Annotated in this window: 17 protein-coding genes; 10 read left to right on the top strand and 7 right to left on the bottom strand. The window is 73.3% G+C overall.

From position 1 onward, the window contains the following. The first annotated feature begins 485 nt into the window (after positions 1-485). Both ACWDCZ_RS10890 and ptsP read left to right on the top strand, forming a co-directional pair. Positions 486-935, top strand: coding sequence for a PTS sugar transporter subunit IIA (locus tag ACWDCZ_RS10890; protein ID WP_049657699.1), 450 nt, complete (start codon positions 486-488; stop codon positions 933-935). Between the two features lie 97 nt (positions 936-1,032). Beyond that, positions 1,033-2,703, top strand: a complete 1,671-nt coding sequence (gene ptsP / locus ACWDCZ_RS10885) for a phosphoenolpyruvate--protein phosphotransferase (protein ID WP_049657698.1) — start codon at positions 1,033-1,035, stop codon at positions 2,701-2,703. Between the two features lie 83 nt (positions 2,704-2,786). Here the strand turns inward: ptsP and ACWDCZ_RS10880 are convergent, their stop codons facing one another. From ACWDCZ_RS10880 to ACWDCZ_RS10870, 3 genes are all read right to left on the bottom strand, one after another. After that, positions 2,787-4,805: an acetoacetate--CoA ligase gene (locus tag ACWDCZ_RS10880; protein ID WP_449815765.1), complete on the bottom strand. Its 2,019-nt coding sequence runs from the start codon at positions 4,803-4,805 to the stop codon at positions 2,787-2,789. Positions 4,806-4,923: 118 nt separating this feature from the next. Beyond that, positions 4,924-5,490, bottom strand: a complete 567-nt coding sequence (locus ACWDCZ_RS10875) for an NUDIX domain-containing protein (RefSeq protein ID WP_049657694.1) — start codon at positions 5,488-5,490, stop codon at positions 4,924-4,926. 51 nt (positions 5,491-5,541) lie between these two features. Then, entirely contained in the window at positions 5,542-6,474 is a 933-nt protein-coding gene (locus tag ACWDCZ_RS10870) for an NUDIX hydrolase (protein WP_387830670.1), read from the bottom strand. Between the two features lie 215 nt (positions 6,475-6,689). Between ACWDCZ_RS10870 and mmuM the strand changes: the two genes are divergently transcribed. From mmuM to ACWDCZ_RS10845, 5 genes are all read left to right on the top strand, one after another. Then, a complete protein-coding gene (mmuM, locus tag ACWDCZ_RS10865) occupies positions 6,690-7,634 on the top strand; it encodes a homocysteine S-methyltransferase (RefSeq protein WP_449815764.1) in 945 nt (314 codons plus the stop codon). Between the two features lie 216 nt (positions 7,635-7,850). Further along, positions 7,851-8,615 (top strand): IclR family transcriptional regulator, encoded by a 765-nt coding sequence (locus tag ACWDCZ_RS10860; RefSeq protein ID WP_049657378.1) that lies wholly within the window; start codon positions 7,851-7,853, stop codon positions 8,613-8,615. 323 nt (positions 8,616-8,938) lie between these two features. After that, positions 8,939-9,658, top strand: a complete 720-nt coding sequence (locus ACWDCZ_RS10855; protein WP_234348595.1) for an MIP/aquaporin family protein — start codon at positions 8,939-8,941, stop codon at positions 9,656-9,658. A gap of 97 nt (positions 9,659-9,755) precedes the next feature. Then, positions 9,756-11,276 (top strand): glycerol kinase GlpK, encoded by a 1,521-nt coding sequence (gene glpK, locus ACWDCZ_RS10850; protein WP_049657375.1) that lies wholly within the window; start codon positions 9,756-9,758, stop codon positions 11,274-11,276. A gap of 173 nt (positions 11,277-11,449) precedes the next feature. Beyond that, complete coding sequence (locus tag ACWDCZ_RS10845; RefSeq protein ID WP_117492420.1) at positions 11,450-13,045, top strand: glycerol-3-phosphate dehydrogenase/oxidase; 1,596 nt, start codon at positions 11,450-11,452, stop codon at positions 13,043-13,045. Between the two features lie 200 nt (positions 13,046-13,245). Here the strand turns inward: ACWDCZ_RS10845 and ACWDCZ_RS10840 are convergent, their stop codons facing one another. Then, positions 13,246-14,466 carry a metal-dependent hydrolase family protein gene (locus tag ACWDCZ_RS10840; protein WP_049657372.1) on the bottom strand — a complete coding sequence of 407 codons (1,221 nt, stop codon included), beginning with the start codon at positions 14,464-14,466 and terminating at the stop codon, positions 13,246-13,248. A 72-nt stretch (positions 14,467-14,538) separates the two neighbouring features. Here ACWDCZ_RS10840 and ACWDCZ_RS10835 point away from each other — a divergent pair, with 72 nt between their 5' ends. Then, positions 14,539-15,159: a TetR/AcrR family transcriptional regulator gene (locus ACWDCZ_RS10835; protein WP_449815763.1), complete on the top strand. Its 621-nt coding sequence runs from the start codon at positions 14,539-14,541 to the stop codon at positions 15,157-15,159. A gap of 93 nt (positions 15,160-15,252) precedes the next feature. On the opposite strand, the gene ACWDCZ_RS10830 is transcribed toward ACWDCZ_RS10835, so the two are convergent. Together ACWDCZ_RS10830 and ACWDCZ_RS10825 are read right to left on the bottom strand one after the other, a co-directional pair. Continuing rightward, on the bottom strand, positions 15,253-16,641 hold the full coding sequence (locus ACWDCZ_RS10830) for a GntT/GntP/DsdX family permease (protein ID WP_449815767.1): 1,389 nt from the start codon (positions 16,639-16,641) through the stop codon (positions 15,253-15,255). Between the two features lie 2 nt (positions 16,642-16,643). After that, positions 16,644-17,198 carry a gluconokinase gene (locus tag ACWDCZ_RS10825; RefSeq protein WP_074006352.1) on the bottom strand — a complete coding sequence of 185 codons (555 nt, stop codon included), beginning with the start codon at positions 17,196-17,198 and terminating at the stop codon, positions 16,644-16,646. Positions 17,199-17,415: 217 nt separating this feature from the next. Here ACWDCZ_RS10825 and ACWDCZ_RS10820 point away from each other — a divergent pair, with 217 nt between their 5' ends. Continuing rightward, the gene (locus tag ACWDCZ_RS10820) at positions 17,416-18,111 is read left to right on the top strand and encodes a FadR/GntR family transcriptional regulator (protein ID WP_049658539.1); all 696 of its coding nucleotides are present in this window, start codon (positions 17,416-17,418) and stop codon (positions 18,109-18,111) included. 196 nt (positions 18,112-18,307) lie between these two features. Further along, a complete protein-coding gene (locus tag ACWDCZ_RS10815; protein WP_143204763.1) occupies positions 18,308-18,844 on the top strand; it encodes a hypothetical protein in 537 nt (178 codons plus the stop codon). Positions 18,845-18,859: 15 nt separating this feature from the next. On the opposite strand, the gene ACWDCZ_RS10810 is transcribed toward ACWDCZ_RS10815, so the two are convergent. After that, the gene (locus ACWDCZ_RS10810; protein ID WP_416876026.1) at positions 18,860-19,627 is read right to left on the bottom strand and encodes a metallophosphoesterase; all 768 of its coding nucleotides are present in this window, start codon (positions 19,625-19,627) and stop codon (positions 18,860-18,862) included. Positions 19,628-19,635 lie beyond the last annotated feature (8 nt).

The following is a 19,635-nucleotide window of genomic DNA, read 5'->3' as shown; positions in this document are numbered from 1 at the left end:
CACGCTGTTGAGTTCTCAAGGAACGGACGCTTCCTTCGGACCGCCTTCCAGCGGACCCTCCGGGCTTCGTTCTTTCGTGTTTCCAGCTTACCAGATGCTTTCCGTTCCGTTTACCGGGGGTTTTTGCATCTGAAATCTGGCGTTAACCGCCGAGTTGCGGCGACTCGCCCAACCATAGCGGGTCGGCAGCCGGAGCGCGAACCGGGGCGCACCCGGGGTCGCTCGGACGGCGGCATGATTTGTTGCTCTCGCGAGCATATACAGCAATGGTCTCGATTCGCCAAGATGCCTGTAGAGTGCGGCGCATCGGCCAGAGGACTAGACCACTAGCGGGCCGGTGAGTCGCCGGCCGGCTAGGTAGGCAAGGGCGGGGTCTTCGCCCGGGAATGTCAGCAGTTGTCCGAAGTTGACATGAATTAGGCTTCAGTTGATCGTCGCGCCGCTCCTCGCGGCCGCTCGCTGTACTGCACTTGGGAGGCACAACCATGACCACTGTGACGTCGCCGCTGACCGGCAAGATCGTGGGGCTCGCGGGCGTGCCCGACCCGGTGTTCTCGGGTGCGATGGTCGGCCCGGGCACCGCGGTCGACCCCGTTCGCGAGCAGACCACGGCGGTCGCTCCGGTGGACGGTGTCGTCGTCTCCATGCACCCGCACGCGTTCGTCGTCGTGGACGCCGAGGGCCACGGTGTGCTGACCCACCTCGGGATCGACACCGTTCAGCTCAACGGCGAGGGCTTCGAACTGCTCGTCAACAAGGGCGACACGGTGACCCGTGGTCAGGCCGTCATCAAGTGGGACCCGGCCGCCGTCGAGGCCGCCGGCAAGTCGCCGATCTCGCCGATCGTGGCGCTGGAGGCCACCGCCGACTCGCTCGGCGACCTGCGGGAGGACGGCGAGGCCAAGGCCGGCGAGCAGCTGTTCAGCTGGAGCTGACCCCTTCCTTCCGACACCCGCCCCGGACGAGATGACGGGGCGGCCCCCACACACAGCGGTTCCCGGCGGGGCCGCTCATCTCAGCGGAGACAGTGACATGGAGAAGACGCTGCGCGGCGTGGGCGTGAGCCACGGGGTCGCGATCGGCCAGGTGCGGCACATGGGGACGGCGGTGCTGGAGCCCCCGGCCACCCAGATCCCGACCGAGGACGCCCCGCGCGAGCAGGCCCGCGCCCAGGCCGCCGTCGAGGCGGTCGCCGCCGACCTCGTCGCGCGCGGCAACCTCGCGGGCGGCGAGGCCCAGGCCGTGCTGGAGGCCCAGGCGCTGATGGCGCAGGACCCCGAGCTGATGGCCGACGTGTCCCGCCGGATCGCCGTCGGCAGCAGCGCCGAGCGCGGCGTCTACGACGCGTTCGCGGCCTACCGGGCGCTGCTCGCCTCCGCCGGGGAGTACCTGGCCGGGCGGGTCGCCGACCTGGACGACGTGCGCAACCGGATCGTGGCCCGGCTGCTCGGCGTGCCGATGCCGGGCGTGCCGGACAGCGACGAGCCGTACGTGCTGTTCGCGCGGGACCTGGCGCCGGCCGACACCGCGCTGCTCGACCCGACGCTGGTGCTCGGCTTCGTGACCGAGGAGGGCGGGCCGACCAGCCACAGCGCCATCCTGGCCCGGGCGATGGGCGTGCCGGCCGTCGTGGCGCTGCCCGGCGCGATCGAGGTCGCCGAGGGCACCGTCGTCGCGGTGGACGGCAGCTCCGGCGATGTCCTGCTGGAGCCGTCCCAGGAGAAGCAGGACGAGCTGCGGGCGGCCGCCGCCGCGCGCAAGGCCGCGCTGGCCGCCTCCTCCGGCCCGGGGCAGACCTCGGACGGTCACCGGGTGCCGCTGCTCGCCAACGTGGGCGGCCCGGCCGACGTGCCGGCCGCGCTGGAGAACGGCGCCGAGGGCGTCGGCCTGTTCCGCACCGAGTTCCTGTTCCTGGACGACTCGGCGAAGGCGCCCAGCGCCGAGAAGCAGGTCGAGGCGTACCGCAAGGTGCTGGAGGCCTTCCCCGAGGGCCGGGTCGTGGTCCGGGTGCTGGACGCCGGCGCGGACAAGCCGCTGGACTTCCTGACCCCGGCCGACGAGCCGAACCCGGCGCTGGGCGTGCGCGGTCTGCGCACCCTGCTCGAGCACCCCGAGGTGCTGCGGACCCAGCTCCGGTCGCTGGCCAAGGCGGCCGAGGGCCTGCCGGTGCACCTCGAGGTGATGGCCCCGATGGTGGCCGACCGCAAGGACGCCAAGGACTTCGCGGCCGCCTGCCGGGAGGCCGGGCTGGACGCCAAGTTCGGCGCGATGGTGGAGATCCCGTCGGCCGCGCTGCGCGCCAGGTCGATCCTCCAGGAGGTCGAGTTCCTCTCGCTGGGGACCAACGACCTCGCGCAGTACACCTTCGCGGCCGACCGTCAGGTCGGTGCGCTGGCCCGGCTCCAGGACCCGTGGCAGCCGGCCCTGCTGGACCTGGTCGCCGCGGCTGCCGACGCCGCGCGGGTGAGCGGCAAGAGCTGCGGGGTCTGCGGCGAGGCCGCCGCCGACCCGCTGCTGGCCGTGGTGCTGACCGGTCTGGGCGTCACCAGCCTGTCGATGGGCGCGGCCTCGATCCCCTACGTGCGGACCACGCTCGCCAAGTACACGCTGGCGCAGTGCCGCCGGGCGGCCGAGGCGGCCCGGGCCGCGGACAGCGCCGAGGAGGCGCGGGCCGCCGCGCAGCAGGTGCTCTCCGGCGAGTAGGGCGGGCAGCCGACGTAGCGGCATGAGAAGGGGCGCTCCCACCAGGACGGTGGGGGCGCCCCTTTCGTGTGCCCCGGGGCCGGTCAGGCCTGGCGGTCGAGGCGGAGCCGCTCGAAGAAGCGCAGGTGCTCGATGCGGTCGACGGAGCCGGGGTTGACGGCCTGCTCCAGCGGGGTGCCGGAGAGGATGCGCTTGACCGGGACCTCGATCCGCTTGCCGGTGAGGGTGTGCGGGAGGCCGTCGACGGCGATGACCTCGTCGGGCACGTGGCGCGGGGAGAGCTCGGTGCGCAGCGAGGTGCGGATGCGGCCGATCAGGTCGTCGTTCAGCTCCGCACCGGGGGCGAGGACGACGAACAGCGGCATCCAGTAGCCGCCGTCGGGCTCCTCCAGGCCGATGACCAGGGACTCGGCGATCTCGGGGAGGCGCTCGACGATCTCGTAGATGTCCGAGGAGCCCATCCGGACGCCCTGGCGGTTGAGGGTGGAGTCGGAGCGGCCGTGGATGACGACGGTGCCCCGGGAGGTGACGGTGATCCAGTCGCCGTGGCGCCAGACGCCGGGGTACATGTCGAAGTAGCTGTCGTGGTACCGGGTGCCCTCGGGGTCGTTCCAGAAGCCGGTGGGCATCGAGGGGATGGGCTTGGTGACGACGAGTTCGCCGACGGTGTCGGTGTGCGGGTGGCCCTGGACGTCCCAGGACTCGACGGCCGCGCCGAGGCAGGGGGCCTGGATCTCGCCGAGGTGCACCGGGAGGGTGGGGACGCCGCCGACGAAGCAGGAGCAGACGTCGGTGCCGCCGCTGACGGAGGCGAGCCAGACGTCCTCCTTGACCTCCTGGTAGATCCAGCGGAAGCCGTCCGGCGGGAGCGGGGAGCCGGTGGTGCCGATGCAGCGCACGGCGGAGAGGTCGAGGTCGCGGCCGGGGTGGAGTTCGGCCTTGCGGCTGGCGATCACGTAGGCGGCGGAGGTGCCGAGGACGGTGGCGCCGGTGCGGGCGGCCACGGACCAGAGGGCGCCGGTGTCGGGGTGGCCCGGGCTGCCGTCGTAGGTGACGATCGTGGACCCGACGAGGAGGCCGGCCAGCAGGAAGTTCCACATCATCCAGCCGGTGGAGGTGTACCAGAGGAAGCGGTCCCGGGGGCCGAGGTCGAGGTGGAGGCCGGCCTGCTTGAGGTGTTCGAGCAGGATGCCGCCCTGGCTCTGGACGATGGCCTTGGGCAGGCCGGTGGTGCCGGAGGAGTAGAGGACCCAGAGCGGGTGGTCGAAGGGGACGGGCTCGAAGACCGGCTCCACGTCGTCGGCGACCAGGTCGTCCCAGTGCAGGGCGCCCTCGGGGGCGGGGGCGCCGAGCAGCGGGACGTGCACGACGGTGTGCAGGCTGGGGAGTTCGCGGCGCAGCTCGGCGACGACCTCGGTGCGGTCGTGGTCCTTGCCGCCGTAGTGGTAGCCGTCGATGGCGAAGAGGACGGCGGGCTCGATCTGCTGGAGGCGGTCGAGGACGCTGCGGGCGCCGAAGTCGGGGGCGCAGCTGGTCCAGACCGCGCCGACGGCGGCGGTGGCGAGCAGGGCGACGGCGGCCTGCGGGACGTTGGGCAGGTAGGCGCTGACCCGGTCGCCGGGGCCGATGCCGCGGGCGCGCAGGGCGGCGGCGAGCGAGCCGACCTGGCGGCGGAGCTCGGACCAGGTGAGGACGGCCGGCTGCTCGGTGGTCTCGTCGAGGTGGAGGATCGCGGGGCGGTCGGCGTTGGCCGGGTCGTCGGCGGCGCGCAGGGCGTGCTCGGCGTAGTTGAGGCGGGCGCCGGGGAACCAGCGGGCGCCGGGCATGGCGGCGTCGGCGAGGACGGCTTCGGGGGCCCGGGTGAAGCGGACGTCGAACCACTGGGTGATCGCGGTCCAGAACCGGTCGAGGTCCTCGGTGGACCAGGCGTGCAGGTCCGCGTAGCGCTCGGCGGCCTGCTGGTCGTCGGCGGCCGGGGCGAGCGGGGCGGCCGGGGCGCCGTGGTGTTCGGCGGCCCAGGCCTGGAAGGCCACCAGGGTGGTGGCGGCGGCGCGAGCGGGGTTGGGGCGCCAGAGCGGCTGGTCCTGCGGTGGGGTGCTCACGGTGGTGGTCTCCCGGCCGGTGGTGGGGACGGGAGCGCTCGTGGCAGACCCGTCCGGTTGGGCTGTCGGTGCAGACCATGCCATGTGATCGCCCGCCGCGCCAGGGTCGGCCGGTGGGTCAGCGGGGGGTGAACTCGCCGCTGAACCAGCGGCGCAGGACGCCGTTGTGGAAGTCCCAGACGAGCGGGGTTTCGGCGGTGGCGAGCAGCCAGCCGTCGGTCTCGTCGGTGGGGCGCGAGGGCGGGAGGTCGGCGAGCGGGCGGGCCGGGAGCAGTCCGCAGAGCATCACGAAGCGGCCGTCGGGGTCGGAGGCGGTGTGGATCAGGGTGACCTCCGCCGGGTCGGCGGTGATGCCGGTCTCCTCGTGCAGTTCGCGCACGCAGGCCTGCTGCCAGCTCTCGCCGTAGTCCATGTAGCCGCCGGGGAAGGCGAGTTCGCCGTAGCCGGGCTCGATGGTGCGGCGGATGACGACCAGGGCCGGGTCGGCGTCGGGGCGGGTGACGGGGAGGACGGTGATCGCGACGGGCAGCGGGTTGCGGTAGCTGATCTCGGCGCAGCCGGGGCAGGTGCGCGGCCAGGCGCGGGTGTCGGCCGGGTAGGGCGTACCGCAGAAGTGGCAGTGCGAGAAGGGCCGGTGGGCGGTCTGCTGGGCCTCGTCGGCGGTCGTCGCCTCGTCAGTGGTCATGGCCGGATGGTAGCCCGGTCGGCCGAGGGTGCCGCCGGGGGCCGCGGACCCTCAGCGGGAGCCCGCGTCGTCGGCCGTGCTGTCGGCCGCGTCGTCGTCGGCCGTGCCTTCGCGGGCGGGGCGGAGCAGCGCGGGGTGCAGCAGGCGGGCGTCGCCGGCGTGGTAGGTGCGGGCGCGGGGGCCGCCGCGGGCTCCGCCGCGCTCGGTGGTGGTGCCGGTGCTCTCGACGAAGCCGGGCACGGACAGCACCTTGCGGTGGAAGTTGCCGGGGTGGAGCTTCTCGTCCCAGACCGCCTCGTAGACGGCGCGGAGGTCGGGGATGGTGAAGTCGTACGGCAGGAAGGCGGTGGCCAGCGGGCTGTACTCGAGTTTGGCGCGCACCCGGTCGAGGCCGTCGGCGAGGATGCGGGCGTGGTCGAAGGCCAGCGTGAGCGGGCCGGGGCCGGTGCGCCCGTCGACGCCACCCCCGTGGGTGTCGGCGGGCACACCGGCCGTTCGGGACCGGCCGCAGGGCCGGAGGTCCAGGTCGGAGACGGGGTGCCAGGCGGCGGCCGCGGCGTCCGTTCCGGCCTGGGGGTCGGGCAGGTCTGGGGCGAAGGCGAGGTAGGCGACCGAGACGACGTGCATCCGCGGATCCCGCTCGGGGGTGCCGTAGGTGCCGAGCTGCTCCAGATGGAGGCGGCAGAGCCTGGTCTCGGCCTCGGAGGCGCTCTGCAGGCCCGTCTCCTCGGCGAGCTCGCGGGCGGCTGCCTCGTCCAGGCCCTCCTCGCCAGCGCGCAGGAAGCCGCCGGGCAGCGCCCAGCAGCCCTGGTAGGGCGGGGCACCGCGTTCGACGAGCAGGACGTGCAGGCCGCCGTGGCGCAAGGTCAGGGCGACCACGTCCACGGTGACGGCGACCGGGGTGTAGGCGCGCGGGTCGTACGCGGCGAGCCACTCCTCCTCGGCCCCGGGCCCGGTGGGGGGCGGCTGGTCGTCCGCTGCCATCGCCGGGCTCCTTTCCGTCGTCGCCGGTGCCACCGGGCCTGCCGTGCCGGTGCTGGATCGTCGTCCGAGGTCTGTTCCGGCCGTTGTGATCAGGCCGTTCTTCTCGGGCTGAGCACAACGTAGCGAGTGCGTTCCCCGGCGGCAAATGGTTTTCCTGCCCGGCGGGGGCCTCCGCCTCTAGGCTGTGACCAGGAACTCTGCCCGAGGAGGCCGCCATGCCCACTGCTCCCCCGCCGGACTTCGCCGCCGCGCTGGCCGCCGGTCCGCTGGTGCTCGACGGAGGGATGTCGAACCAGTTGGCGGCGGCCGGGCACGACCTCTCGGACGGGCTCTGGTCGGCGCGGCTGCTGGCGGACGACCCGCAGGCGGTGGTGGCGGCACACCGGGCGTACTTCGCGGCGGGCGCCGACGTCGCGATAACCGCGAGCTACCAGGCGAGTTTCGAGGGCTTCGCGCGCCGCGGGGTCGGCCGGGCGCAGGCCGCCCGGCTGCTGGCGAGCAGCGTGGAGCTGGCCCGGGAGGCGGCGCGCCCGGAGCCGGGCGGGCGGCGGCGCTGGGTGGCGGCCTCGGTGGGCCCGTACGGGGCGGTGCTGGCGGACGGCTCGGAGTACCGGGGCCGGTACGGGCTGGGCGTCGCGGAGCTGGCGGACTTCCACCGGCCGCGGCTGGAGGTGCTGGCGGCGGCCCGGCCGGACGTGCTGGCGCTGGAGACGGTGCCGGACGTGGACGAGGCGCGGGCGCTGCTGGGGCTGGTGCGCGGGCTGGGAGTGCCGGCCTGGCTGTCGTACAGCATCGAGGGCGACCGGACCAGGGCCGGACAGCCGCTGGCGGAGGCGTTCGCGCTGGCCGCCGACGTGGACGAGGTGGTCGCGGTGGGCGTCAACTGCTGCACGCCGCAGGACGCGGACCGGGCGGTGGCGGTGGCCGCCGAGGTGACCGGGAAGCCGGTGGTGGTCTATCCGAACAGCGGGGAGAGCTGGGACGCCGGCCGCCGGGGCTGGCGCGGCGAGCCGACCTTCCGCTCGGCCCGGGTGGGCGGCTGGCTCGCGGACGGCGCGCGGCTGGTGGGCGGCTGCTGCCGGGTCGGGACGAACGGGATCGCGGCGCTGGCGGCGGAGGTGACGGTGCTGCGGGCGCAGTGCGCGGAGGCGGTGGGCTGACCTCGCGGGCGGGGTGAGGCCCGGCGCGGGGCGGTGAGGACCGGCGCGGGATCGCGTGTGCACGCCCCGGCCCGGACCTGGGCGCACGGCAGGTGAACACGGGGTCGAGGGCGGGTTACCCGGGGGGAAGGTGCACGGAGTCGGGGCGGCCTGGCAGACTCGTCCCGTCACCACTGTGGTCGACAATGTCGACCGCCTGTCAGCGCGGAGGTTCCCATGCCCGGCCCGATCCAGTCGCTTTCCCGGGCCGCCGCGATCATGCGCCTGCTGGCCGGCGGCGAGCGCCGGCTCGGCCTGTCCGAGGTCTCGACGGCACTGGACCTGGCCAAGGGCACGGCGCACGGCATCCTGCGCACGCTGCAGCAGGAGGGGTTCGTCGAGCAGGACCCGGAGACCGGCAAGTACCAGCTGGGCGCCGAGCTGCTGCGGCTGGGCCAGAGCTACCTGGACGTGCACGAGCTGCGGGCGCGGGCGCTGGTGTGGGCGGACGACCTGGCCCGGGCGGCCGGGGAGACGGTCTACCTGGGCGTGCTGCACCAGCAGGGCGTGCTGATCGTGCACCACGTGTTCCGGCCGGACGACACCCGGCAAGTGCTGGAGGTGGGCTCCATGCAGCCGCTGCACAGCACCGCCCTGGGCAAGGTGCTGGTGTCCTACGACCCGGTCGCGCGCGGCGAGTTGGGCGACGGCCCGTACGAGTCGTACACCGTGCGCACGCTGACCGAGGCGGCCGACGTGGACGCCGAGTGCGCGCTGGTCCGGGAGCGCGGCTGGGCGGACTCGATCGAGGAGACCTGGGAGGGCGTGGCCTCGATCGGCGCGCTGATCCAGGACCGGCGGCGCAACCCGGTGGGCGCGGTCTGCATCAGCGGGGCGGTCGAGCGGGTCTGCGAGGACGGCTTCGTGAAGCCCTCGCTGGTGGCCTCGGTGCGCAGCGCGGCACGGGCGATCTCCCGCGACCTGGGTGCCGGGCGGTTCTGAGCACATCCACGGGCGGCTCGCGGAGGGCCGTCGATTCGTCACGCTGAGGCGCGGACGGGCGGAGGCCTGTCCGCGCCTCTGGCGTTTTGTCCTGTTTCGGGGCGCTCCGCTCGGTAACGTCGACGGACCTGTCGGGGTCAGGGTCACAGCTCCGTAACCCTGCCTTGACGCGGGGGCGACCTGGGGAGGAAGCTTCCGCATGACGGTCGACATTGTCGAACGATGGCCGGAGAGATCACTCCCACAGTGCGCTCACCCGCACAACGATCGACCGGCCGCCTGCCCCCACCCACCCTCCGGGCCATATGGACAAGGGAGTCTTTGTGTCCGCGTTCTCCAACGGCGACGTCTTCGTCGGCGAAACCCTCGGCACCGCCGCCCTGATACTTCTCGGCGGTGGCGTCTGCGCCGCCGTGACCCTCAAGAAGTCGAAGGCCGTCAACGCCGGCTGGCTGGCGATCACCTTCGGCTGGGGATTCGCGGTCCTCATCGCCGCCTACATGTCGGCCCCGAAGTCCGGTGCCCACCTCAACCCGGCCGTCACCATCGCCCTCGCGGTCAAGAGCGGCGAGTGGAGCCAGGTGCCGCTCTACCTCGGCTCCCAGCTGCTCGGCGCGATCATCGGCGCCGTCCTGGTCTGGGCCACCTACCTGGGCCAGTTCAACGCGAACAAGGAGCCCACCCTCGGCATCTTCTCGACCGGCCCCGAGATCCGGAACCCGGTCCAGAACGTGATCACCGAGGTCATCGGCACCTTCGTGCTCTGCTTCGCGATCCTCACCATCGGCACCAACAGCGGCCTCTCCCAGTCCGGCACCGGCACCCTGATGGTCGCCTTCACCGTCGTCGGCATCGGCCTCTCGCTGGGCGGCCCGACCGGCTACGCGATCAACCCGGCCCGTGACCTCGGCCCGCGCATCGCGCACGCCCTGCTGCCGATCCCGAACAAGGGCGGCTCCGACTGGTCGTACGCCTGGATCCCGGTCGTCGGCCCGATCCTGGGCGGACTCGCGGCCGGCGGCCTCTACAACGCCATCTTCTAAAGGACGGGTTCGACCCCGCCGCACACGGGGACTGACCGACCGACGCGTCAGGCCCACCCACCCCGTAACCCCCGAACCCGAGCCGAGGACCCTCCCCATGACCTCCACCGGTAACTACATCGCCGCGATCGACCAGGGCACCACCTCCAGCCGCTGCATCATCTTCGGCGCCGACGGCCGGATCGTCGCCGTCGACCAGCAGGAGCACCGGCAGATCTTCCCCCAGCCCGGCTACGTCGAGCACGACGCCGCCGAGATCTGGACCCGGGTGCAGTCGGTCGTCCGCGGCGCGCTGGAGAAGGCCGGCCTGACCAAGGACGACATCCGCGCGATCGGCATCACCAACCAGCGCGAGACCACCGTCCTGTGGGACAAGAACACCGGCGAGCCCGTGCACAACGCGCTGGTGTGGCAGGACACCCGCACCGAGGGCCTCTGCCGCGAGCTGGGCCGCAACGTCGGCCAGGACCGCTTCCGCCGCGAGACCGGCCTCCCGCTGGCCAGCTACTTCGCCGGCCCGAAGATCCGCTGGCTGCTGGACAACGTCGAGGGCCTGCGCGAGCGCGCCGAGGCCGGCGACATCCTGTTCGGCACCATGGACACCTGGGTGATCTGGAACCTCACCGGTGGTGTCGACGGCGGCAAGCACGTCACGGACGTCACCAACGCCAGCCGCACCATGCTGATGAACCTGCACACCCTGCAGTGGGACGACAAGATCGCCGAGTCGATGGGCGTCCCGATGTCCGTCCTGCCGGAGATCCGCTCCTCCGCCGAGGTGTACGGCGAGGCCGTCGGCGACCTGGCCGGCGTCCCGGTCGCCTCCGCGCTCGGCGACCAGCAGGCCGCGCTGTTCGGCCAGACCTGCTTCGACGAGGGCGAGGCCAAGTCCACCTACGGCACCGGCACCTTCCTCCTGCTGAACACCGGCGAGAAGATCGTCAACTCGTACCACGGCCTGCTGACCACCGTCGGCTACCGGATCGGCGACCAGGCCCCGGTGTACGCCCTGGAAGGCTCGATCGCCGTCACCGGCTCGCTCGTCCAGTGGCTGCGCGACCAGCTCGGCATCATCTCGACCGCCGCCGAGATCGAGACCCTCGCCAACACCGTCGAGGACAACGGCGGCGCCTACTTCGTCCCGGCCTTCTCCGGCCTGTTCGCCCCGTACTGGCGCTCCGACGCCCGCGGTGTGATCGCCGGTCTGACCCGGTACGTCACCAAGGGCCACCTGGCCCGGGCCGTCCTGGAGGCCACCGCCTGGCAGACCCGCGAGGTCGTCGACGCCATGCAGAAGGACTCCGGGGTCGAGCTCACCGCCCTCAAGGTCGACGGCGGCATGACCAGCAACAACCTGCTCATGCAGAACATCGCCGACGTCCTGGACGCCCCGGTCGAGCGGCCCTACGTGGCCGAGACCACCGCCCTCGGCGCCGCCTACGCGGCCGGACTCGCCGTCGGCTTCTGGAACGACCTCGACACCCTGCGGGCCAACTGGCACCGCGCCGCCGAGTGGACCCCGCGCATGGACGAGGCCACCCGGGAGCGTGAGTACAAGAAGTGGCTCAAGGCCGTGGAGCGCACCATGGGCTGGGTGGAGGAAGAAGAGAACAACTGACCGACAGCCGGTCGGGGCCCCGTGCCCCGACCGGCCGCCCGCCGTTCCGGCAGCGGGTGTCACCGCGTTTCACCGGCCCGCCGCACCGGGCCGACCGGCCTCTCCCGCAGAGGCCGCACCGCACACGAGAGGAGTAACGGCGCCGCCCGACCCGCGCGCCGTACACAACCACCATGGCAACCATCCCGACCCTGGGCGCCGAGCGCACCGCCGGCCACACCGCCTCCCGCGCCGAGACCCGCGAACTGCTCGGCAAGGCCACCTACGACCTGCTGGTGATCGGGGGCGGCATCCTCGGCACGGCCGTCGCCTGGACCGCGTCCCAGGCCGGCCTGAAGGTCGCCATGGTCGACGCCGGCGACTTCGCCGGTGCCACCTCCAGCGCCTCCTCCAAGCTCGTCCACGGCGGTCTGCGCTACCTGCAGACCGGCGCGGTCAAGCTGGTCGCGGAGAACCACAAGGAGCGCCGCGCGCTCTCCACCGACGTGGCCCCGCACCTGGTCAACCCGCTGACCTTCTTCGTGCCGGTCTACAAGGGCGGCCCGCACGGCGCCGCCAAGCTCGGCGCCGGCGTCTTCCTGTACTCGGCGCTGTCCGCCTTCCGCGACGGCATGGGCCGGGTCTCCACCGCCGCGCACGCCGCCCAGCAGGTGCCCGCGCTGCGCACCGAGGGCCTGCGCTCGGTGGCCGTCTACGGCGACCACCAGATGAACGACTCGCGCGTCGCCGTGATGACCGTGCGCGCCGCCGTCGACGCCGGCGCCGTGGTGCTCAACCACGCCGAGGTCACCGGCCTGCGCTTCACCGGCGGCCGGGTCACCGGCGCCGAGCTGCGCGACCGCCTGGACGGCAGCGAGTTCGGCATCGACGCCCGCCTGGTGCTGAACGCCACCGGCCCGTGGGTGGACCACCTGCGCAAGATGGAGGACGCGGGCGCCGCGCCGTCGATCCGCCTCTCCAAGGGCGCCCACGTGGTCGTCAAGCGCCGGGCGCCGTGGCGCGCCGCGCTGACCATCCCGATCGACAAGTACCGCGTCTCCTTCGCCATCCCGTGGGAGGACCACGTCCTGCTCGGCACCACCGACGAGGAGTACACCGGCGACCCGAAGGACGTCCGGGCCACCGAGGCGGACATCGACCAGATCATGGGCGAGGCCGCGCACGCGATCCGTGACGAGCACCTCGACCGCGACCTGGTCACCTACTCCTTCGCCGGCCTGCGGGTGCTCCCGGGCGGCCCGGGCGACACCGCCGCCGCCAAGCGCGAGACGGTCGTCACCGAGGGCCGCGGCGGCATGCTGTCGGTCTCCGGCGGCAAGTGGACCACCTACCGGCACATCGGCCGCACCGTGCTGGAGAAGCTGGCCCACGTGCCCGGCACCAGCCTCGGCGAGGACATGTCCCCGATCGCCCCGACCGTCCCGCTGCCGGGCGTCGGCGCGCCGAACGCGGTGGCGCACCGCCTGCTGATCGACCGCGACCCGGGCTCGCGGATGGAGCCGCTGGTGGCCAAGCACCTGGCCAGCCACTACGGCACCCTGTCCTTCGACATCGCCCGCATGATCGACGAGAACCCGGAGCTCGGCCGGCCGATCCACGAGGACGGTCCGGACGTCTGGGCGCAGGTCGCGTACGCGGCGGACAACGAGTGGGCGTACACCACGGACGACGTGCTGCGCCGCCGCACCACCATGACGGTGCGCGGTCTGGACACGCCGGAGATCCGGGCCGAGGTCGAGGCCTTCCTCGCGAAGCGCGGCACCAAGTAGGCACGGCCGGGCGAAGCGCGGTAGCGCGCGGGTCCTCCGCGGCGGGCGGGCGTTCGGGGTCTTCCCCGGGCGCCCGCCCGCCGTTTCGCCGTACGGCCGTTCGGCTGTGCGGCCGTTTGGCTGTGCGGCCGTTTGGCTGTGCGGCCGTTTCGCCGTACGGCCGTTTCGCCGTACGGCCGTTTGGCTGTGCGGCCGGGCCGTCAGACCGGGACGCCGGCCTTGACCACCCGCTTCGGGTGGAGGTCGGACCGGGTGAGGACGGTGAGGTCGGCGAGCGGGTCGCCGTCGAGCACCAGCAGGTCCGCGTGGGCGCCCGGGGCGAGGGTGCCGATCTCCCCCGCCATGCCGAGCAGCCGGGCCGCCGTGGTGGTCGCCGAGCGCAGCACGTCCGCGACCGGCTGGACCCGGGCGCGCAGCGTGAACTCCTCCAGCTGGGCCGGGTGCAGCGGGCCGAGCAGGTCACTGCCGTAGACCAGGTCGACGCCCGCGCGGTGGGCGCGTTCCAAGGCCTCCAGGCCCCGGTCGCGGACCTCGGCGAGCTTGCCCAGCGAGGCGGCCGGCAGGCCGGAGGCGGCACCGAGCCTGGCGGTCTCCTCGTAGGCGACCAGGGTGGGCACCAGGAAGGCGTCCTTCTCCAGCAGCAGGGCGATCGTGCCGTCGTCCAGCAGGTTGCCGTGCTCGACGCAGCGCACACCGGCCCGCAGGGCGCGGTCGATCGCGCGCGGGTGGTAGGCGTGCACGGTGACGTAGCGGTTGTGGTTCTCGGCCTCCTCGACGACCGCGCGGATCTCCTCCTCGCTGTACTGGACGGCGCCGATCTCGTCGTGCGGGGAGGCGACGCCGCCGGAGAGCAGCACCTTGAGGTGGTGGGCGCCCTTGCGGAACTCGTCCCGGGCGGCGGTGCGCACCGCGTCCACGCCGTCGGCGATCCGGGCGAAGTTCGGGCGGGACTCGCAGCAGGGCAGCACGTCCTCGCCGAGCGGGCGCAGGTCGCCGTGGCCGCCGGTCTGGGACAGCGCCTTGCCGCCGTGCAGCAGCCGCGGGCCGGGTACCAGGCCCTCGTCCAGGGCCCGGGCCATCCCGTGGTCGGCGCCCCCGACGTCGCGGACGGTGGTGAAGCCGCGGCGCAGCATCCGCTCGGCCTCGGCGAGGGCGCGCACGGTGGCGTAGCCGGCAGTCCAGTTCGCGAAGTCGGGCAGGTCGAGCGAGGTGATCAGCAGGTGGACGTGGGCGTCGATCAGGCCGGGCAGCACGGTGCCGCCGGCCGCGTCGAGGACCCGGACGTCCTCGCCGGCGGCGGGCGGGCGGCCGGTGCCGGTGGCGGCGATCCGGCCGTCGGCGGCCTCCAGCCAGCCGAGGTCGGTGCGGGTGCCGTCCTCGGGGTGGAGCAGGTGGGCGTTGGTGATCAGCAGTCGACTCACGGAGCGGCTCCTCGTTCAGTACGGCTCGTATTGAATACGACTCGTACTGAATACACCATGTATCGTTCTCCCGTGAACCCGCCCCCCGCCGACACCGCCCCCCGACCACCCAGACGCCGCATCCACACCCGGGCCCGGCTGCTGGCCGCGGCGAGCGAGCTGTTCCTCTCCGTCGGCTTCGCCCGGACGAGCATCGAGGACGTCTGCGCCGCCGCCGGCTACACCCGCGGCGCCTTCTACTCGAACTTCGGCAGCAAGGAGGACCTGCTGCTGGCCCTCTTCGACGACCAGGCGGGGCAGCGACTGGCCGAGCTCGCGGAGCTGGCCGCCGCCTGCGAGTCGCTGGCGCCGCGGGAGCGGGCCCGGCGGTTGGTGGAGGCGCTGCTGCGGGTCGAGCCGGCGGAGACCGGGTGGATCCTGCTGTTCCTGGAGTTCCGGCTGGTCGCGGCCCGGAGCCCGGCGCTGGCCGAGCAGGTCGCCGCGCACGACCGGGCGGTCGCGGCCGCGCTGGCCGGGGTCCTGGAGCGGAACCTGCCGGAGCTGGTGCCCCCGGGCGCGAGCGCCGGGCAGGCCGCGACGGTGGTCCTGGCGGCGCGCGAGGGGGTGCTGGCCCGGACGGCGGCGGGCGGCGCGGCCGCGGAGGAGCTGCTGGCGGCGACGGCGGCGGTGCTGTCGGGGCTGTCGCGGCGCTGACCCGACTCCTGGCACGGCCGGGAGGCCGGAAACGCCGAGGGGCGGCACCCGTACGGTCACGGGTGCCGCCCCTCGGCGGTGCTGCTTCGCGCGCTAGATGATCAGGCTGAGCGGCATGATCAGGGCGATGGCGACCACCGAGATCACCGTCTCCATCACCGACCAGGACTTCAGCGTCTGCCCGACGCTCATCCCGAAGTACTCCTTCACCAGCCAGAAGCCGGCGTCGTTGACGTGCGAGAGGAACAGCGAACCGGCGCCGATCGCGAGCACCAGCAGGGCCGCGTGGGTCGAGGACATGTTCGCGGCGAGCGGGGAGACGATGCCGGCCGCGGTGATCGTGGCGACCGTCGCCGAGCCGGTGGCCAGGCGGATCAGCACGGCGATCAGCCAGCCGAGCAGCAGCGCGGAGATGTGCCACTTGCCGGACCACTCGCTGACCGCGTTGCCGACGCCCACGTCGATCAGGGTCTGCTTGAAGCCGCCGCCCGCGCCGACGATGAACACGATGCCGGCGATCGGGCCGAGCGACTTGCCGACGGTGTCGGAGACCCGGGCCCTGTCGAAGCCGGCCGCCTTGCCGAGCGTCACCATGCCGAGCAGGGTCGCGGCGAGCAGCGCGATCAGCGGGGAGCCGATGAAGTCGAACACCCGCTGGCCCAGCGCCTTCGGGTTGTCGATCACCACGTCGGCCAGCGCCTTGCCGAGCATCAGCACGACGGGCAGCAGGATGGTGGCCAGCACCGCGGCGAAGGAGGGGGTGCGGTCGTGCTTGGCCGTCTCCTCGGGGGCGGTGGCCGCCGGGATCTCCAGCGGGCCGACCCAGCGCTCGGCCACCCGGGCGAACAGCGGACCGGCGATGACCAGGGTCGGGACGGCGATCAGCAGGCCGAGCGCCAGGGTGATGCCGAGGTCGGCCTTCAGCGCGTCGACGGCGACCAGCGGGCCCGGGTGCGGGGGCACCAGGCCGTGCAGCACCGACAGGCCGGCCAGGGCCGGGATGCCGACCCGCATCAGCGGCACGTTGCCGCGGCGGGCGACCAGCAGCACGATCGGGATCAGCAGGACGACGCCGACCTCGAAGAACAGCGGCAGGCCGAGCACGGCCGCGATCAGCGCCATCGCCCAGGGCAGCGCCTTGTTGCCGGTGCGGGAGAGCACGGTGTCGGCGATGATGTTGGCGCCGCCGGAGTCGGCGAGCAGCTTGCCGAGCATCGCGCCGAGGCCGATCAGCAGGCCGACGCTGGCGACGGTGGAGCCGAAGCCCGTCGAGAAACTGCTGAGCAGCTTGTCGAAGGGGGCGCCCGCGACGGCGGCCAGCAGACCGGAGCCGAGCGTGAGGGCGAGGAACGGGTGCAGCTTCAGCTTGGTGATCAGTACGACGATCGCACCGATGCTGAGCAGCACCGCGATCAGCAGCTGGGAGTCGCTGCTGGTGTGCGGCAGGGCCGGTGGGGCGGCCGCCAGCAGAGTGGGGGCAATGCTCACGCGAGGTCTCCATTGACGGGCCGCAGCAGCGCCACGGCCATCTCGACGAGTTCTTCGGGGGACGGGCCCACGTCCAGGGCGGCGCCGCGCTCGTCCGCACCCAGGGGCTCCAAGGTGGCGTACTGGGAGTCGAGCAGCGACGTCGGCATGAAGTGGCCGGTGCGGTGGGAGAGCCGGTCCTCGACCAGCTCGTGACCACCGCTGAGGTGCAGGAAGAAGGCACCCGGGGCGTCCGCGCGCAGGATGTCGCGGTAGCGGTGCTTCAGCGCCGAGCAGGTCACCACGCCGCCGGTACCGGCCTCGGCCCGCTCCTTGAGCCAGGCGCCGATGGCGCGCAGCCAGGGCGCGCGGTCCTCGTCGTCCAGCGGGATGCCGGCCGACATCTTGGCGATGTTGGCCGCCGGGTGGAAGTCGTCCGCCTCGGCGAAGGGGAGGGCGAGGCGGTCTGCCAGCAGGCGGGCCAGGGTGGTCTTGCCGACGCCCGAGACGCCCATCACCACGATGGTGAGGGGGGACTGCGGGAAGTCGTGGTTCTCGACGCTGAGAGCCATGGGGTGGTGCTCCTTCGTTGCCTGGCCGCCACTATCGCCTCAAAGATATGACGTATTCAAGTGGCGGAAACCAAATCGTCATACTTTTGCGGTGTGGTCTGGGTCGCAGGACGCACGACCCGGACCACGGGGGCGGCACGACCCGGACCGCGGGGCGGCACGACCACCGCCACAGGGCGACGTGAACGCGCGCGGGGCGGGCGTCTACCCTGGGCGGATGGAGATCCAGGGGCTGCCCGGGCGGCTGCTTGACGAGCTCGGACCGGCGATCGCGTCGGGGGAGGTCCCCGAGGGGGCCGTGCTGCGCGGCGAGGAGCTGGAGCACCGGTTCGGGGTCTCCCGGACGGTGGTCCGGGAGGCGGTGCGGATCCTGGAGGGGATGCGCATGGTGGCGTCCCGGCGACGGGTCGGGATCACCGTGCAGCCGAAGTCGGTCTGGGACGTCTTCGACCCGATGGTGATCCGCTGGCGCCTGGCCGGCTCGGACCGGCCTGCCCAGCTGCGCTCGCTCGGCTCCCTGCGGGTGGCCGTCGAACCGGCCGCGGCCGCGCTCGCCGCCACCCACGCGAGCGACGACGACCGGCGTGAACTCAGTTCACTGGCCGTGGATCTGACGGTCACCGCGCGGGCCGCCGACCTGGCCACCTTCCTCGAACACGACATCGCCTTCCACTCCCTGGTGCTGCGCGCCTCCGGCAACGAGATGTTCGCCCACCTCGGGGACACCGTCGCGGCGGTGCTCACCGGCCGGACCGAGTACCATCTGATGCCCGATCAGCCGGAGTCGTACGCGATCCGGCTGCACCGCGAGGTCGCGGAGGCGATCTGCGCCAAGGACGCCGGCCACGCCGAGCGGGCGATGCGGACGATCGTCAGCGGCGCGCTGGAGGAGCTCAACGCCCAGCTGGACTGAACCGGGGCGCCGGAGGCGCCTGCCAGGCCTGCCGGGACGGCAATGACGGGCCGGATGGCACGGTTTGGCGGCAGTTCGGCGGTTATGGAGGCATAGTCCTGGTTCGGCGGGGCAGAGTGAGCCGAGGGGGCGCGTTTCGTGTGCGCCCGTTCCGTATGCTTCACCGAACACGCGCCACGCGCCTGGGGGTCGCTCGATGTCCGTGCCACGCCGCCGCCGTCGCCGCCTACCCGACGAGGTACGCGCCGCCGCAGTCCGGGCGGTGCTCTGCCTGTCCTTCACCCTGGTCGGCGTCGTGGTGGCGACGCTGGCCTCGTACGCGGACAGTTGGCTGCTGACGCCCGCGCTGCTGGCGATGGGGCTGGGGGTGTTCGGCACCATGTGGTGCCTGGTGGAGATCCTGATCTCCCGCCAGGTCGCGGCCCAGCGGATGCAGTCGCCGGGCTCCGCGCACCCGATGGCGGGCAGCCGGGCGCCCTCCGAGCCGCTGGCCGCGCGGCCGTTCCCCCGGCCCGGCTCGTCCTCGGTGTACCGGCAGCCGTACGAGTCGCCGCAGCCGCAACCGCAGCCGTACGGGCCGGGGCGGCAGCAGCCGCAGCCGTACGGGTCGGGGCAGCCGCCGTACGGGAACCAGCAGCCGCCCCGACCGCCGTACCAGCAGCCCTACCAACCGCCGCGACAGCCACCGCAGCAGCCGCCGCGCCAGGCCCGGGTGCAGCCCAACCACCCGTAGCACCAGGCCGATCGGTCAGTCCCGGAGCGGCAGCGCCCGGTAGTGGGTGGTGAGCCGGCGGTCCTCGTCCAGGACGTGGAAGGCCAGCATCGGCGGGTGGTCGAAGGAGATGCCGGGCCCGCCCTCGAAGGGCAGCGTGACGGTGGAGACCACGCCGGGCGCGATCAGCAGCGGCAGGCCGGCGAAGGCGGTGGCCGCGGAGGTGTGCGCGTGGCCGCAGAACAGGGCGGCCACCCGGGGGTGGCGGCGCAGCACCCGCTCCAGCCGCTCCTCGCCGAACTGGCGGATCGGGTCGACGTACGGCAGGTGCAGTTCCACGGGCGGGTGGTGGAAGGCCACCAGGGCGGGCAACTCGGTGCGGCCGGAGGCGAGTTCGGCGTCCAGCCAGTCCAGCGTCGGCTCGTCCAGCAGGCCGTCGTGCTGCCCGGGTATCGAGGAGTCGAGCATCAGCACGTCGGCGCCCGGCAGTCGGTGCAGCCGGTTGACCGGCCCCTCCCCCGGCGCCTCGCCGAGCAGCACCTCCCGGTACGGCGACCTGGAGTCGTGGTTGCCCGGACAGGTGAACACCGGGTGCCGGGAGACCAGGACCTCGGCGACCTGCCGGTACTCCTCCGGCAGGCCCTGGTCGGCGAGGTCGCCGGTGACCAGCACCGCGTCCAGCGGGCCGGGCAGGGCGTCGAGGTACGCCATCACCTGCTCGGCCCGCCGGCGGGCACGCTTGCCGTCGTCCCGGCCGTGGTCCTGGCCGAGGTGGATGTCACTGAGGTGCGCGATCGTCAGCATGGCGATCA

The sequence above is a fragment of the Kitasatospora sp. NPDC001225 genome (assembly GCF_053597855.1).
This window is presented reverse-complemented; position numbering and strand designations above follow the sequence as displayed.

Coding starts and splice junctions, on each gene's coding strand:
- ACWDCZ_RS10890 (WP_049657699.1), top strand. CDS start 486: ATGACCACTGTGACGTCGCCGCTGACCGGCAAGATCGTGGGGCTCGCG.
- ptsP (WP_049657698.1), top strand. CDS start 1,033: ATGGAGAAGACGCTGCGCGGCGTGGGCGTGAGCCACGGGGTCGCGATC.
- ACWDCZ_RS10875 (WP_049657694.1), bottom strand. CDS start 5,490: ATGACCACTGACGAGGCGACGACCGCCGACGAGGCCCAGCAGACCGCC.
- ACWDCZ_RS10870 (WP_387830670.1), bottom strand. CDS start 6,474: ATGGCAGCGGACGACCAGCCGCCCCCCACCGGGCCCGGGGCCGAGGAG.
- mmuM (WP_449815764.1), top strand. CDS start 6,690: ATGCCCACTGCTCCCCCGCCGGACTTCGCCGCCGCGCTGGCCGCCGGT.
- ACWDCZ_RS10860 (WP_049657378.1), top strand. CDS start 7,851: ATGCCCGGCCCGATCCAGTCGCTTTCCCGGGCCGCCGCGATCATGCGC.
- glpK (WP_049657375.1), top strand. CDS start 9,756: ATGACCTCCACCGGTAACTACATCGCCGCGATCGACCAGGGCACCACC.
- ACWDCZ_RS10845 (WP_117492420.1), top strand. CDS start 11,450: ATGGCAACCATCCCGACCCTGGGCGCCGAGCGCACCGCCGGCCACACC.
- ACWDCZ_RS10825 (WP_074006352.1), bottom strand. CDS start 17,198: ATGGCTCTCAGCGTCGAGAACCACGACTTCCCGCAGTCCCCCCTCACC.
- ACWDCZ_RS10820 (WP_049658539.1), top strand. CDS start 17,416: ATGGAGATCCAGGGGCTGCCCGGGCGGCTGCTTGACGAGCTCGGACCG.
- ACWDCZ_RS10815 (WP_143204763.1), top strand. CDS start 18,308: ATGTCCGTGCCACGCCGCCGCCGTCGCCGCCTACCCGACGAGGTACGC.
- ACWDCZ_RS10810 (WP_416876026.1), bottom strand. CDS start 19,627: ATGCTGACGATCGCGCACCTCAGTGACATCCACCTCGGCCAGGACCAC.